The organism is Catenuloplanes sp. NPDC051500, from assembly GCF_044454585.1.
Classification (GTDB): Bacteria; Actinomycetota; Actinomycetes; order Mycobacteriales; family Micromonosporaceae; genus Catenuloplanes.
On sequence record NZ_JBITDX010000035.1, the window covers coordinates 24753 to 40958 of the forward strand.

Consider the following 16206-nt stretch of genomic DNA (forward strand, 5'->3'; position numbering starts at 1 on the left):
GGTGTGGTGGGCGGGTCCACCGCGTGTCTGTGGTTGTGGGGATCGCGTCTGCGACGCAGAGCCGGTACCGAAGGTCTTCTTTCTTGCGAGCTACTTCGGCGCGTTTGTGGACCCGACGTGATTGCAGTATTACCAAGTGCGTGGAGGGGGCTGAAGAATAGGCACGTGGCCTACCGCCGGTGAACCACCGCCAGCTCGTCTCGTGCACGCGTCGCGGCCACGTAGACCAGGGAACGGGCGCGTAGCTCCGCGTCGCGGCGTTCGCTGTCGTCCAGGCGCTGTAGGCGTTCCTTCTCCGCTGCGGACTGAAAGCCGACGTCGGCGAGCACGACCTTGGCGAACTCCATGCCCTTGGCGCGATGCATGGTCATCACCAGGACGCGGCCGTCGGCCGGGCGGTCACGGTCGACCGCGCGGGCGGGGACGCTTCGCTCGGTCAGGGCGTTGACCACCCGTTCCCGCTGAAGCTTGTCGTGCACGAGCACCGCGATCGTCTCGGGTCGGGCGCCCGCAGCGAGCCATGCCTTGATGCGGGCGGCGATGATGTCGAGCTCGGCGATCAGGGAGCCGGCATTGTCCACGGCCGGTTCCGGGCCGGAGCGGGCGGATCGATAGCCGGTCGCCTCGGCCTGTTCCTCGAGGTCGACGAAGTCGCCGCCCTCGAGGATCGCCATCGCGTAGCGCAGGTTCTGCGCGGTGGTGCGGTAGTTGAGGGTGAGCCGCTGGGAGCGGCCGACGATACGGATGCCGTACCGGCCCAGGACGATCCGGTTGCCGTAGATGCGCTGGTGCGAGTCCTCGGCGATGAACAGGTCGTCGGGGCGCTCACCGGCCAGCGCGCGGATCATCTGCCAGTGCACGGGGGAGAGATCCTGCCCCTCGTCGACTAGAACGTGGTCGGCCTTGCCACCGACCGCGGCGAGGTGTGCGGCGGCGACCGCGGCCGCCTCGGCGAAGTCGAGCGTGCCGTCGATCCGGCTCTGCGCACGGTAGGCCGCGATCAACACCCACACCGCATCGCGTTTGGGCCGGTCGAGCGCGACACCGCGCCCTGGCCGTCGTACCCGCCGATATTGCTCTTCGTTCTTGACCTGGTTCGTGAGCACGACGAGCGCGTACTCCGTGCTGAGGAACGTCTCGTTGGCGATCTCCGCAGGCAGCGGCGTACCGGACGATTCGACGATCTCACGCCAGCGCCCGCTCGGCGTCCGTCCGGTGGGCGCGGACCGGGCGTCGCCCAACACGGCCTGGACCGCATCTGTGATCGCGCTACCCGCGGAGCGGATCACGGCGGCGGCGAGGGCATCCACACCGGCGACGTGCACACCGGGCCCACCCAGCGCAGCAACCTGTGGCACGGCGGGATCGAGCTGGGCGAGCCCGTCCTTCAGCGAGTCGGCGAGATTAGTGGTGAACGTGGTGAGCACGATCCGGGCAGCCGGGTTTCGTCGTGCCAGCGCGCGGGCTCGATGGATGAGCACGACGGTCTTGCCGGTACCGGCACCGCCGGAGAGCCGAAACGGACCGGTGTAGGAGCGCGACACATACCGGCGCTGCTCCGGGTGGAGGAAGACTCGCCAGGAACCGAAGTCGTCCTCCTCGATGACCCGGCGCAGTTCCTCCTGTCCCTCGATGAAGGCGAACTGCGACTGCGCGCCCGGCTTCTTCAGCGACGTGAGGAGGTCGGCGTCCTCGTCGCCTGTCGGTTCCGGCGTTTCGAGCTGGAGCCGGTCGGCGATCGTGTCGATCGAGTCCTGACCGGTCAGGTCGACCAGAAGCAGGCCGAGCCAGCCCTCATGACGTTGCGCCAGCTCCAGCACCGCGTCCTCATCCGCGGCAGTGAGCGCCTGCTCCGCCACGTCCGCGGGAATGCCGAGCCGGTCCACCAGGTCGCCGAGCGTCCGGCCGAGCCGCGGCAGAATCGGCTCAACAGCTAGAGGCCTCGGGGGTACGGGTGGGCGCGGCGGTTCGGTCTCCTCGATCTGCGGCAGGCCGTTGATCGGATTGACCTTCAGACGCACGCGGTGCGCGACGGTGAGAGCGTCGTCGTGCGGCCACACGCCGTGGACCACGTAGTGGCTGCCGCCCTCACCATCGAGGCGGAACATCACCGCGCGCCAGAACTGATCCACCCGGCCGGTGCGCACTCGGGAGTCGGCCGCGTTCGCGATCGGCTCGACGTGCAAGCCCGGCGTGGTGTCGTCCTCCGACAGCTTCTGCAAGAACGTCATCGCCTTGGCCTTGACCGAGCCGTCGATCTTGAATGGCCACTTGGTCATGATGATGGTCGGCATCAGTGCTCCAGAAGTTCGGTCGGGCCGGTCAACGCCGCGATGATGGTCACCAGCTCAGCCTCCACCACGACCCAGCCCGCGGCGGTCAGGTCGTGGCGGTCTTCGTTGGGCATGTCGTAGAACGACGCCGCTACGTGCTGTTCCGGCCAGGACAGATCCATCGGGATGCCTCCCGGGCCTTCGGCGCCGACGACCGGCGCCTTGATGCCGCCGTGTTCGGCCAGCAGACGGATCAGGGTTCGTTCCAGGCCGGGCGCCGCTGCTTCGTAAGGCGCGTGCCAGCTCTGGTCAATACCCTCTGGCAGGGTGTCCGGTTCCGCCTTCGGGGCCGACGTGGTCGTGGCGGCCTGCTGTGCGACCCGGCTGGTGGTGGTAATGTCGGTTTCCCAGTCGCGCAGGGCGAGCGCGTTGGACATCTGTAGCCATAGTCTCCAGGCATCGGAGTGCGCCGAGTCGAGCGCCTCCGCGCGGTCGTCGAGGACGAGCGCCACCGCGATGTCTGCACCGACCTGTTCGACGGCGACCGCGAGAGAGCCGAACTGTTTGACTACCACGGATCGGGTCCCGGCCGGAATCTCCTCGTCGAGCAGTGCCGCTCGTCCAGCACTGGCCAGACTGACACCTTCGGCGATTCTGAGTGGCTTCTGCCCGGCCAGCATGAACATCGGCACGGCTCTGGCGACGATGCCGATATCGGTCGGCTTCGGCTCCGTCACCCAGTTCAGCAGCCAGGTGACCGGTCCGGTACGAAGCCCTTCGTACGCTGCCGGGGTGGTGAGGAACTTCGGCTGTTTGAGCAGTTTCGCCACCGCAGTCGCCGAGAACCACTCCGGAGGGGCGACCGTTCCCCGCTCCGCTTCTGTTATGTCTTGCGCGGTGATCGCCAGGACGATGCGGCCCGTGCCGCGCAGGATCTCTCGCTTCTCCGCGTCATCCGCGAGCCGGTTGCGCGAGGGGACCGCGTGGAAGGTGCGCCCGTCGGTGAAGATCGCGACTGCCGGTACCGAGGTGTCGTTCGATTCGAGGACGAAGTCGGGCCTGGAGTTCTCCAGGTTGACCTGGGGTGTCAGCGTCCACTGGCGGGACGCGCCGGGCAGCGTGAACCGTAGCGCGTTCCCCCAGGCCTTCGGCACCTCGATGATGGCGGCGCCGGTCGCTTTCAACCGTTCCAGGAGAACCTTGCGGAACCGCTGCTCGAGGTGGGACTCCGGATCATCCTGAGGCGCGGTTTCGGTGATCCGCCAGGGCACGCCGTCCGCACTGGTGGCGTCGTCGGCGACGCCGATCAGGGTGCCGAGATGCCGCACGGCGGCTGCCCGTGAGGTGCGCCGCACGGCCGCGGGCGCGGCGAACGGCAGCAGGCAACGGTGGCAGGCGAGCCGTTCCTCGAACTGGCATTCGCAGCCGTGCACCCGCTCCCAGGCGAGGCCGAGAAGCTCACGCAACTGTTCCGGAGCGGCCAGATCAGCCAGATATCCGGTACCGCCCGGCACCACGTCGTGCAGTAGCAGCGCATCGTGGTTGTCGGTACCGTCGCTGAGCGTCGGGTCGATGACGTGCTCGACCCGGATGTGGTCGGGGTGTCCGCCGACCTGCTCCCGCAGGCCGAGCAGAAGCGCCGCCGCAATGCTGGGCACGGCGAAGTCGTCGCCCAGGGTCACCGCATACGGCAGGCGGATCAGCAGGCCCTGAGTCCGCAGCGTGCGCGACAACGCGACGGTCGCCGTGTTCTCCGTGATCGCGGTCCGGTAGGGGCACCATGCGCGGTGCTCATGCGGCTTGTTCCAGCCGGTGTCGGTGTCGAGCTTGCCGCAGCCGGAGCAGACCCGGAACAGCGAGCCGGTACGTTCGTCGGCCGAGATGATCCGGGAGGCGCCGTGCCCGGGGACACCTACGTTGATCCAGCGCAGATCCAGCATGCGCAGGTAGGTGCAGCCGATCCCGGTGTCCTCGGCGAACCAGCGCCGTTGCATGTTGCCCAGGTCGATGTCGGCCGCGGTGATCACCTGGAACGGGATGTGCTCCCGCTGATCCCGCCGGTCGGAGATCATCGCCTCGTCCCGCCGGACCTCGGCCGAGACGTGCGACAGCTCGACAACGTCGAGGCGCTGCCCAGTGTCCGCGATGCCGGTGCTGCCGCATCGCGGGCACGCCGTTACCTGCCGCTCCTGGCCGGAGGCCGCGGTGTCGACCGCAAAACCGCAGGCCGGGCAGAACGTCCATGGCCGGATGGACTCGCCGTCGATGCCGAGGTCGATCGCGTCGATGGCGATCTCCCAGCCCCGGGCGTAGAACGTGGCGCCGGGCGCGAACTCACGGATCGCCTGCGCCGAACCACGCTGGAACTGGGCGTGGTCGTTCCGGAAGTCGTTGGAGTCCGGATCGGTCCAGCTAATCCCCACGTCCAGCGTGACGGTGTCATCGAGCAGCGTGTAGTTCGGCAGCAGCCCGTACTCCTCGAGCACGCCGATCCAGTATTCGCCGCGCAGGTGGGACAGCTGGCCTCTGGTGAGAGACCGTGTGGCCTTCGCCGACCGGAGTGCGCGCCGGTCGTCCTCGGTGGCGGCCGGCGATTGCTCCTTCGCCTCCAGCTCCGGGATGACCCGTGCGATCTCCTTCTCTCGCTGCTTGAGCGTCTCCACCGTCACCTGCCAGCGACGGCTCGCCGTGTGCACGTGCGCGGCGAACATGCTCGTGCCCGCTCCGGCGACCGGTCGCACCCACTCCATCAGGTCGTCCACGACCTGTTGCGGAAGCGGGGCCAGGGCGTCGGTGAAACGCACGACGGCCTGGTCTCCGCCCGCCTCGGCCGCGGCGATCAGATCGCCGAGGAAGGAATCAGCATCGCTCGACCCCATCGCGCCGGCCGCGCTCCGCGGGCGCTTCCGGCGCGGGTCGCGGGCCATGCCGTCTACCAGACAGGCGGTGTACTGGCGGCGAAGGATCTCCTCCGCCTGCAGGTATGTGGCCGGCGGCCGCACCTCACCGTTGATCACCGACAGCGGCTCGCCGAGCTTGGGCAGCTGATCGCCGCGGCCGGTCAGGTAGGCCAGGTTGAGCGCGTTGCCGGTCAGACGTCCGGCCCGGCCGACACGCTGCAGGTACGAAGCGACGGTACGCGGCAGCGAGGACAACAGCACCGTGGACAGGTCACCGATGTCGATACCCATCTCCAGCGTGGGCGTGGCGACCAGCACGTTCGGCGCCTGCGGCTCGGTCGCCGCGCTCTTGAAGCCCTCCTCGTACCGGACACGGGTCTCGTCGTCGAGCAGGCTGGTGTGCTCCCGAGCCACGATTCGGCGCATGTCCGGCGACGCGTACAGACGTCGATAAAAGTTGTCCGGCAGCGGCTCGCGGGTGAGCCGGCCACGGCAGCGGACCAGCATGCACGGCGCACCGTCGAGCTGCGCCACGGCGGCGACGCTGCCGGGCGTCAGCGAGCGGCAGGTGTCACAGGCCAGCAGATGCCGGCCAGCGGCGAGCTCATCCACCTCGGTGGGGGCGACGACGATGCCTGATGCCGGGATCGAATAGACGGTGGCGCCGGACTGGCTGGTCGTCGCGATAAGGACGCCGTCCCGGACCAGACGGTCGAGCAGCAGCCGGGACAGCTTGCCGCCGTCGGCCGGGCTGACCGGCAGCACGCGAGACGTCCACCGGGCATACCAGGACTGCGCGGACGTGACCGCGTCGAGGTTGTCGCCGGCCGCGTCGGTCGCGCCGCCGACGCGCGGATATGCGGGCGCGGGCCGATCCCGGGGGAACGCGGGCATGCCCTCCCCCCGGGGGCGGCCGCCCCAGATCGACCAGCGCCGGCCGTCCTCCTGGCGATAGGTGACGAACCACGGATGGTCGATGGCGCCCTGCACGCGCATCCGGTCGAGCACGCCGCGGACCCACTGGACGAGCGTCTCGTCGCCCGGCTCGCCGGCGTCCGCGCCGAGCTCATTCTGCAGCGTGAAGCCCTGCAGCGCGGCACGGGCGGCCGCAGCCATCCGGGCCGGCGCACCGGCCTCAACCTCGACGGTTGCGGCGCCGGTCAGTTCCAGCGTGCGGCCGGTGCGGGAGTTGAGCCCGAACTCCAGCGCCACGTCGAGCGCCAGCCGCCGCCGGACCCGGCGCATCACGGGAGCCGGGACGCCGCGCAGCGTCTGCGACGTCCAGAACGGGGTGAAGGAGTCGCGGTCGGCGCAGTCGGGGGCCAGCAGCCGATACCGCTGGAACGGGTCCCGGCCGGTCTGCCGGATCGCCTCCTCCACCAGCATGTCCAGGCTGATCGACCCGGCCGCGACCGCGGCATGCAGCGCCGCGCGCAGCGTCAGCGTGTGCGAGCGGGCCTCGACGAAACCCGCCCGGTGCGCCGCGTCCTGCACCGAGTCGGTGAAGACCAGAGCCTTCTTCTCGTGTACGTCCACCGCCGCTGAACCAAACAAAGTGGACAGTGACACCGAGACGAGGGTGGCGATGGCGCTGCCCAGGAACCGGATGCCGTCGGCCTGGCCGCACGACGGGCAGTTGTCGTCGCGGGCATCGTCGTCGGCGTTCTTGCCGGAGCTGGTCAGCACCGGCAGGATCCAGCCGTCGCGCAGCTCCGGGTCGTCGTCGGCCGGCACTTCGTACCGCAGCTCCCGGCTTCGCACCGAGAACCAGGCCAGGCCCTCGGTGAGACCGTCGCCGGTGTAGGCGGCGCCCGCCTCGGCCGGCGCGTAGAGAAGCGCTCGGAACCGGCCCTCACGCGTCGCGTGGTTACGCCGGATCGACTCGTCGTCGACGGCCAGGCTGGCGCCGACCGGCGCGAGCGCGATGCCCCAGCCGGAACGGCCGCAGTGTCGGCAGAAGACGGCCGGGAACGACGGGCGCACGTCCTCGGCGTCACCACCGGAGACCGGCGGGCCGTCGTCGCCCCAGCGGAACGCGGCGGAGGTGTCCGCGGCCCGGTCGATTCGGGTCAGCTCCCGTACCCAGAGGTGCACCTCGACGGAGAGCGCGTCCCTGCCGACGACGGCACGGACGTGCCCGAGTGTTGCTATCACGGCGGAGATGACCGCGGTCCAGTCCTCGTCCACGTTACCGGCGGCCAGGCTGGACGTGCGGCGGCCGGCCTGACCACCGATCCGGCGGACCAGGTCGTCCAGGCTTACCGCGTCGCCGGTCTCGTCGGCGAGCTCCTGGACGAGCTGGCTCGCCTTTGTCAGCGCCAGCAGCAGCTCAGGTTCGGCGGCGGCGAGCCGGTCCTCCGGACCGATCCAGAGCTTTCCGAGGACGGTACGGGCGAGGACCTCGCCGTCCGGGTCGGCGCCGAGCGCTTCGACCGCGTCGCGGATCTCAGCGACGGGGAAGTCGGCCGGCTCCGTGAAACCCGCCGCGGCGACTGTTTCCGCGGCGTCGCCCACCCACTCCGGCAGCGACTGGCGGGACTCGACGACCACGGCCTCCGGCGGGAAGGCCTCGCCGAAGACCGTCTGGGCGAAGCCCAGCATCGCATCGGGGTCACCCTTGTCGCCGAGAGTGGCCGAGGTGGCAATTGGGGTGATCAGGCCGAGCGGACGGGACCGGTCGGAGTCGGTCAGGCCGGGGGCGTCGTCGTGCCAGTGGCTCTTCAGAGCCAGGCCGAGGCGGCGAAGCAGCATGGCGACGTCGGTGCCCTGGGCGCCGTCGTAGGTGTGGAACTCGTCCAGCACCAGGTAGCGGAGGCTGGTCGCAGATTGCTGCCAGAGTGCCTGGTCCTCGTGGCGCAGCAGCAGCTGGTCGAGCATCTTGTAGTTGGTGAGCAGGATGTCGGGGGCACTGTCCCGGATGATCCCGCGGTCGGTGATCAGACCGTCCGCGGAGACCATGGTCCGCGGCTTGCCCTTCTGGCCGGTGTAGAGGGCGGCGGTGATGGAGGACAGCTCGGGGTGCGAGGTGAGCATGCCGGCGAGGCGCTTGGCCTGGTCGTTGGCGAGCGCGTTCATTGGGTAGAGGATCAGCGCCTTGGTGCCGGTGACACCCTCCAGGTGAGATCGGCGTACGTGATCGAGGATGGGGTAAAGGAACGCCTCGGTCTTCCCGGAGCCAGTGCCGGTGGTGACCAGAGTCGGTTCCGGACGCCGTCCTCCGAGCGAGGAGAGGCGGGCGAAGGCGCCGGCCTGGTGGCCGTAGGGGTTGTGGCCCTCGTACCAGCCGAGGTGCTGCCGCCAGCCATCATCGGCCGGCCGGAACGGCAGGCGCAGGCGTGCGTAGGGCCCTTTGAACATGCCGTTCACCGGGTCGGACAAGAATCGGTCCAACCCGTCCCGCGCGTCCCCGTCGGTCAGCGCGAACGTGGTCGTGAGGTAGTCGACCAGGCTGTGCCGGACGTTTTCTGCCTGAACGGTGGGCAGGAGCTCACTCACGAACGCTCCCGAAGCCGCTGCTCGAAGTGCTCGTACGCCTGAGTCATGTCCGCTTCCCGGTCCAACGTTTTGAACGGTAGTTCGTAGGTGTATGTGTTGCCCGCCTGGTTGGTGGCAGTGCGCTCGTCTGGGCTGATCCGGTCTCGCTTCGCCCGCCAGGCGGTGAGAACGGAGTTTGGAACCAGTCGACCGTTCGCGTCATAGAAGTAGGCGGTGCGGTCGTATCCGCGAAGTACAGCGAATTGTGTGCGATAGATTGCGCAGAGTTCGTCGGCGGTGAGGCCCAATATAAGTGCAACTAGGGCGTCAATTTCTACTAGCGCCTGTCGTCGATCAGCCGCAATCCGGAGAGGGGTATCCGAAGACCACTCCGGGCTAACCTGGCCTAGTGGAGTGCGGCGCCTATGGAAGAATCCTCCGGCCCATGTGTCTCTGCGGAAATCGGGGCGGTAGCACACCTGCCAGACGTCGGCATATGCTTCCGTAACTGAATTCAATCGGAGAGTCCGGTGGATAAGTTCGGCGAGCAGTGGTGAATCCGCGTAGGCGAGGCGCTTTACTGTAGATGGCGAAATTGTTGATTTCGGCGCGCATCGGACCGCATAGTCGTGAATTAGTGAGGAGAAGAAGCCGAGGGCCCCGACTAGACGTTCCGGTTGTCCCGGAATTGCGGCCGACCTTACAGTGTGTACGTGGGTCGGTCCTGGCGGAATAAGTGCGGGAATGAAAGTGCGCTCGCCTTGATTTGCTGCCATATCGCGCCACGCGATCCGGTAGTGTTTGCGAGCGGGATCTGGCTGATCTTCGTTGCCCCAGTCGGTGTAGGCGGCGTCGTAGGCGTGTGGATCACCGCTGGGTTTGTAGGCAGTCGCGGGGACTGTATCGGCTGCTATTTTTTCGAAGTCCGTCGCGGACCAATCGCGGTGATGTAAGAGTGAGGGATTTGGCGTCTTGTAGAGCGGAGTGGAGACGAAAAGGTGTGGCCCTTGGAGGATTGCATAATTCCAGGAATCTGGAGTTCCCCATGCGGAGTCGAAGTAGCCCTTTTGGCGGTCCGTAGTCTCATTCCATCCTTGGGAAAAGCGGAGTTTCAGCTGTTCAATGCGGCTTGCTTGGGTAAGTTTAGACAGTACAGCGGCGGTGGATTTGTTGACTGCATACACCATTCGAGTTTGACGAATCGGCACATCGTCGGTTTCCATTGTGGCGTGCCAGGCACTCAGGGTATCGTCTGAAACCTCAGTAATTCGAGATAGATGTGGCCCTACGTCCCAATCGTCGGAGTCATCCTTGAGGCCAGGTTCTTTTCCAGAACCGTCATGCAAAAGTGAGCGTTCGGCGGTGCTTGGATGGTAGAGCCAGGTTGCTTGAGTAAATTTAGGTGCAGTTTGTCGAGATCCGTGAACCGTGACACCGAAATGTTTCTCATTCTGAATTTCAAACATTCCGAGTTCATTGACAAAATGCCAGTGGCGGCGAAGTCGTAGGTAGAGTTCGGAGCGAAGTGGTCCAGCGTTCTCGTCGGTGAAGTGAGAGTTGAGATGGATCATGCCGATTGTGCCGCGCGTCGAGGTGTGTCGCCACATCACCTGCATGAAGCATCGATAGAGGTCGGGCCGGAGCCCTGTGAGGTAGGGGAACTGTGGCGCCGAGCTGACGAAGGATCCGATTGACGACGTTTCGACAATGCCGTCGATGACGGCAGCCTTCAGACCAGGAAGCTCAAGCGTCTCTTTCCGCTTCGCTGCCACTTGGACCTGTGTGGGCTTGCGGGCGAGTTGCCACCAAGGGTCCCCCTCGGCCAGCAGCGCGGCAACGTTGACATCGGGTCGAACCCACGGCGGGTTTCCGGCTTGGAGATCGAAGCCACCACGAGCGAAGACCGCGGCGAAGTCGAGATTCCAGTGAAAGAAGCCTTGGCGTTCGGCGATGCGCTCACACACGACCAGCCACGGGTGGGCGCGTAATACGTCGGGGACCGGTCTCGCGTCGGCGAATCCTAATTCAACGCGTTCCGCGTCGTTGAGCCCGTGCCAGTCGATCGCGGCGTTCAGCGTCCCGGCGGGTTTGCGTTTGCGCAAGTCGGGGTTGCGGCCAAGAAGCGCCTGGAGCCCTTCGATCCACTGCGTCGTAGTGGGCGGCGGGACAACCTCGCCGTCTACGATATTGGTGGAGCCGGTGAGCGGCCAGAACCACAGCGCTGTCCAGGCGTCCATCACCCGTCGTAGCCGGTGGTAGGCGCCTTCGGGGTCGGCGAGTGCCGCCTCGATCTCCTCACGCCGCACGGTGCCGCCGATGGCTAGATCACTGGCCCCCCAGATCGGGATGGTGCGCCGGATCGATCGCTCCGCGATGTCGAGACGCCGCCAGGCGATCTGCCACAGTGTCTCTACGCGGTGCGCTAGTTCGGCGTACCCGTCGAGTTGGGTCTTTGTGGGCTTTGTCTTGGTCTTGCCGCGCCAGGTTCTGAGGGATTTTGCTGCGTCGGACGCGAGGGCCGCAGCCTCCTTGGCGTCTGCGGCGGAACCCCAGCCGTCTGTAGGGAGTAGGAAATGGTGGATGCCGTCGGTGGCGACGCGGCCAGCGTCCATGTCCTCCACTAGCGAGGTCAGCGGCACCTCAGCGGGCACCGCGCCGAGCCACGACTTGTCGGCGACCTGCTTACGGGAGTAGACGGCGCGGCGGGCGCCGATTAAGGAATTTCCGCGTCGCAGGTGCAGGCCGAACCATGGGGCGGACAAGCCCTGGACCATCGTGTCGAGCCAGAGGGAGATCTCGGCGAGTTCGACGGCTGTGGCGTTGAGGTCGACGCCGTAGACGTTGTGGAGCGCCAAGTAGGCCTTGACCTCCTGGAGGCGGTGCGGGTACTCGTCCGGGTCGATGCGCTTGCCGGTCTCGTCCTGGCGGCGCTTCAGATATTGCTCGGCGAGCTGCCGGACCGCTTCGATGGCGAATGCACCCGAGCCCAGCGCCGGTTCACAGATCGTCATTTCGAGGATGTCGGAGGCGCGGGTGTCCTCGGTGAGGAGTTCCTCCAGTGCCTGCCCGACAGTGAACTTGGTGAGCACCTCAGGGGTGTAGTACGAGGCGGACTGCTGGCGTTCACGGCCGGCGAGCCGGAAGACGAACGAGCCCTGGGAATGCAGCACCGGCCGCATCTCGCCGGACGCCGGGTCGAGGTGCTTGACGAAGTCGGTGCTCGCGATGCCGTCGGCACGGGTGACCGGCACTACCCACGAGCCCTTGCTTCCATCGCCGCCCTTGGCAACCTCGTAGAGGTCGGTCTCGGCGAAGAAGCCGGTGTACGACATCAGCCCCTCGTAGACCGCGCCGAGCTGGTTGATGCCCAGCTCCGCGTACGAGATGAAGCCTCTGTCCCTGCCTCGTTTTTCCTTGCTCAGCAGCAGGTGGGTGAGCACTTTCTGGAGTTCCGCGTTGCCGAGGCCGACCTCGTCGATATGTGCGGTCGCCTCGGGACGGAAGAGGTCGGCGCGGAGCGGGTTGAATGTCAGGCCGGGTGTGGCCAGCGACTCCTCGTCGGGCTCCTCGAGCACGTGGCCCTTGTCGACCAGCCGGAACAGCACGCCGAGCGACTCGTAGAGGTGGGTGCCGGTTTGGGCGCGGGGGGTGGCGAGTTCGACCTGGACGAGTTCGCGAAGGCGATCGAGGCTGTAGCCCTGGTCGTATTCGGGTGCGCCGATCGGCAGCACGCCGAGTTCGGGGGACGCCTCGGCATACAGGAGGAAGAGGATCCGGTAGAGGAAGCGCAGTGACTGTTTGGCCAGCGGCTGCGCCTCGGTGGCCGGCAGCGGGTCGAGGCCCTTGGCACGGCGGCGCTTCACGACCTCGTTCGCGATGATCTCGATGGAGAGGCGGACGCCGTCGCGGAGGTCCTTCGAGACGCCGACCGTGTGCTTGATCGATTCTTCGAGGACGCCGTTCCACCACAGGTTGCCGTCCGCGTCCGGCGCGATGGACTGAGCGCTCAGACAGGTCAGGAAGCGGTCGACCTCGCCGCCCCGCCGGGTGTCGTTGCGTTCGCAGATGAGCTGCAGGTTGACGGCGAGGTAGCGGCCCTCGGCCCAGCGCTCCTGTTCGGCGAGGACGGCCCAGCGGCCGGCCAGGATCAGGACCAGGGTGGGCGCGTCATCCTCACGGAACAGCGCGGACACCAGGCGCGCGGCGGAGGTCAGCTCGTCGCCGTCCTCGTCGAGGCGCACCGGCTCGGCCAGCGTGGGACCGTCCTTGGCGAGTACGTCCTCGACCGTGCCGGCCGGCTGTGCCAGGACGACCGCGAGCGGCGCCCCGTCGGTGATTCCCGGGGCGGAGACGCGCAGGACCGGACCCTGCTCCTGGACGTCCAGGCCGTGCCCGCGTAGCTCGAGGAAGCCGATGATCCGCTCGTAGATCGAGGTGAGCGCGTCCGCGGTGGCATGCGTATCGGTCACCCCGAGATCGGCTTCGACGTCGGCCAGCTCGGTGAGCTTGGCCAGGTCGGCCTCCAGCTCCTGCCGTGCCTCGGTGAACCGGCTGCGCGGCGTGGGCCGTTTCGCGGCTGTCTCAGTGTCCCACTCCTTGCGGCGTTCCAGCACTTTCGCCTGAAAGGACTCTTTGGTGGCGTCGGTGGTGAAGTAGTGCTCGGAGATCCAGGCCTCGCCGACCAGGATCGCGTCCGACGTGCTCATGCCTGAGCTCCCGTTGACGGCACGATGACCAGCAGCGGGCGTACCAGCTGCCGGTCCGGATTCATGTCGGCGACCAGCTTCTGCTCCTGCTCGATGCTGACTCGCCGCTGCTTGAGGTCTTTGCGCTGGATGAGCGCGTCGGCGTCGTGCTTCCACTGGTCGAGGCGCCGAGACCACTCCTCGACCCGATGGGCGACGTCTTTCTCTGCGGCCGCAAACAGATCACGCATTTGTACGCGGGCGTTGTCGACCGCCGGCCGAATGAACCGGCTGAGGTCTCCGGCACCCGGCACCGGACCGGGGTTCGACCAGACCGTGTCCCAGCCGAGAGAGGCCAACGCCTCGGCGGCCGACGAATGCGGCGTGACCAGCGCGAATGATGGATTGTCGGGCGCCGGGAACTCGGCGGTCAGCCACGCCGCCGAGACGACCTGCCCGCGCTTGTTCGTCAGCGTGCCGATCAGCAGCACGGTGGGCGCGTCCACGCCGCCGCGGACCGCGAACACCTCGTTGCGGCCCAGCCCGGCCAGCGCCCGGTCGGAGGCCCAGTCGAGCACCGGATGTAGCGGGCTCAGGTAGTGCGCGTCCGGCCAGCTCGACCCGTTCTCGTCGCGCAGTGCCTCGGTCATCCGGTCCATGCCGCGGGCGACGGTGGTGGCCAGCACCAGCTTCTCGGTCACGCGGCGGTCGGCGAGGTAGGTCTGCGGCAGCACGTCGAGGCGCTGGACCAGGTCCGGCGGAGGAGTCAGCTCGGCGGTGCCGAACGCGGGGTCCCTGCGCCAGGAGACACCGCTGTTGCCGAGCGGTGCGGCCGGATCGACGAACGCGGTGTGCAGGGCCTCGTCGAGGTAAGAGATGTCGTCCGGGTACAGCCCGGAACCCGGCGTGATCGTGGCCGGCGGTGACTCTTGCTCTTCGTCCTCTTCGAGGAATCCGAGGAACATGTCATCGCTGTCCAGCACCTCGTCCGGCGTGCGGACCACGTCGTCGAGCTTCTTCCGCCCGGAGAGGACCGCGCGGATCGCCTCCTCCTCGCCCTTGACGTCGTACTCGCCCATGAGCGAGGCGACGTCACCAAGCGCGCGGTGCGCTTCGTTCTCCTTGTCGACCAGCTTCGCGAGGATGCGGATGTCACCACCGAACCGGCCACCGGACGGCTCCAGCAGCAGCGTGGTGATGCCCGGCGGGTGATGCTGGCCGTATCGGTCGATGCGGCCGTTGCGCTGCTCGATCCGGATGAGACTCCACGGGATGTCGAAGTGGATCAGCTCGTGGCACTGCGAGTGGAGGTTGACGCCCTCCGAGGCCACGTCGCCGGTGACCAGGATCCGTACCGGCGTGTGTGCTTGTTTGAAGGCGTCGACGACACGCTGCTGGTCGTCGTCGGGGAGTCCGCCGTGCATGATCTCGACCGCCTCGCTGGGCATGCCGAGGTCGTTGGGCAGGTGCTCGTGCAGCCAGGAGAGGGTGGCGACGCGTTCCGCGAAGATGACTGCGCGTGTCGGGGAGCCCTTGCCGACGCCGAGCTCTCGTAGCCGGGTGAGTAGCTGGTCGTACTTGGCCGAGCCCTCGGTCTGTGCCGCGGAGTTGAGCTGGGCGAGGCGCTCCAGGGCGGCTCGCTCGGTTTTTGCCGGTGCGTCAGTGCCGAGCCGCTTTACCCGCTGTCCGACCGTTTCGGCGAGCGCGGCCGGTGAGGACAGGAACGCCTTGGCGAGGGTCCACGGAAACAGCGATGCGTTCTGCCCGGAGTACGGGGTGCGCTCGTCCGCCGGCCACAGCCAGACGTGCTCCAGCTCCTCGGCGACCGCGTTTTCCGCCGGTCCGGCGGGGATCAGGATGTTCTCCGGATCGCGGCGTTCGGCCCAGTCGGCGCCGACCTCGCCCGCCACCTCGGGACTGTGCCGGTGCCGGCGGACGCGGAGGCGTTTGATCTCCGCCTCCATGAGCTCGCCGTTCGGCGGGATCGCGGACGGGTCGAGCAGCCGGATCAGTTCTGCGAAGGATTCCGCCCGGCCATTGTGCGGCGTCGCCGATGCCAGAATGAGCGTCTCGGTGTTGCGTGACAGAGTCCGGGCGAGTTTGTTGTTCTGCGTCGACGCGTTCGACAGGTTGTGCGCCTCGTCGATAACCACCGCATCCCAGCGCTGTTTACGCAGGCTGGCTGCGTACCGTTCCGACTTGAGCGTGTCGATGGAGATGATCGCACGCCGGAAATAGGTGAAGGGGTTTCTGTTGGCCGGCAATTTCTGCCGCACCCGCTGAATGCCGGCCGAGTCGAGCCGGACGAAGGGCAATGCGAAACGCGACCACAATTCCTGTTGCATCTGCTCGAGCACGTGGCGAGGGGTGACAACCAGGATGCGGTCGCCGCGTCCGCGCCGGACGAGCTCGGAGAGGATCATCCCGATCTCGAGGGTCTTGCCCAGCCCGACCGCGTCGGCCAGCAGGATCCGCGGCCGCAGGTTGGCCGGATCGAGTGCCTTGCGCACGGCAGCCTGCTGATAGCGCAGCGGCTTGGCCAGAGCCTGCGTGGCGACGGAGAGAGACTGATCGCCGAGCGGGACCGCGGTCTTGCGGAACGTCGACTCGAGCCAGAGCCGCGCCCGGCGGTACTTCGGACTGTCGTCGGCCACCACGAGTGCCTCGGCCGGGTCCAGCGGCGCGATCCGGTCGAGCGAGCCATAGAAGACAGACGTGGTGTCCCGTACCAGCTCGCTGAGGCCCCTAGCCCGGATGAGCAGCCCGTCCGCGGTGTCCTCGGCGGTCTGAACGAGCCATTCCTCGTCACGGACGACCACGACCGATCCCGGCGCTATTTCCAGCGGTTCCCCGGAACGATTCTCGCCCATGGTC

4 protein-coding genes are annotated in these 16206 nt (G+C 67.4%); all 4 read right to left on the reverse strand.

What is annotated here, in order from left to right; genetic code table 11:
• Positions 1 to 170: 170 nt before the first annotated feature.
• The 4 genes from ACIA8K_RS38495 to ACIA8K_RS38510 are packed head-to-tail and all read right to left on the reverse strand — an operon-like array spanning position 171 to position 16202.
• Positions 171 to 2294 (reverse strand): UvrD-helicase domain-containing protein, encoded by a 2124-nt coding sequence (locus ACIA8K_RS38495; RefSeq protein WP_396068433.1) that lies wholly within the window; start codon positions 2292 to 2294, stop codon positions 171 to 173.
• Positions 2294 to 8668 (reverse strand): DEAD/DEAH box helicase, encoded by a 6375-nt coding sequence (locus tag ACIA8K_RS38500; RefSeq protein WP_396068434.1) that lies wholly within the window; start codon positions 8666 to 8668, stop codon positions 2294 to 2296. The genes ACIA8K_RS38495 and ACIA8K_RS38500 overlap by 1 nt, the downstream gene beginning before the upstream one ends.
• On the reverse strand, positions 8665 to 13353 hold the full coding sequence (locus tag ACIA8K_RS38505) for a class I SAM-dependent DNA methyltransferase (RefSeq protein ID WP_396068435.1): 4689 nt from the start codon (positions 13351 to 13353) through the stop codon (positions 8665 to 8667). Before ACIA8K_RS38505 ends, ACIA8K_RS38500 begins: the two co-directional genes overlap by 4 nt.
• Positions 13350 to 16202, reverse strand: a complete 2853-nt coding sequence (locus ACIA8K_RS38510; RefSeq protein WP_396068436.1) for a helicase-related protein — start codon at positions 16200 to 16202, stop codon at positions 13350 to 13352. The genes ACIA8K_RS38505 and ACIA8K_RS38510 overlap by 4 nt, the downstream gene beginning before the upstream one ends.
• Between the last annotated feature and the right edge of the window lie 4 nt (positions 16203 to 16206).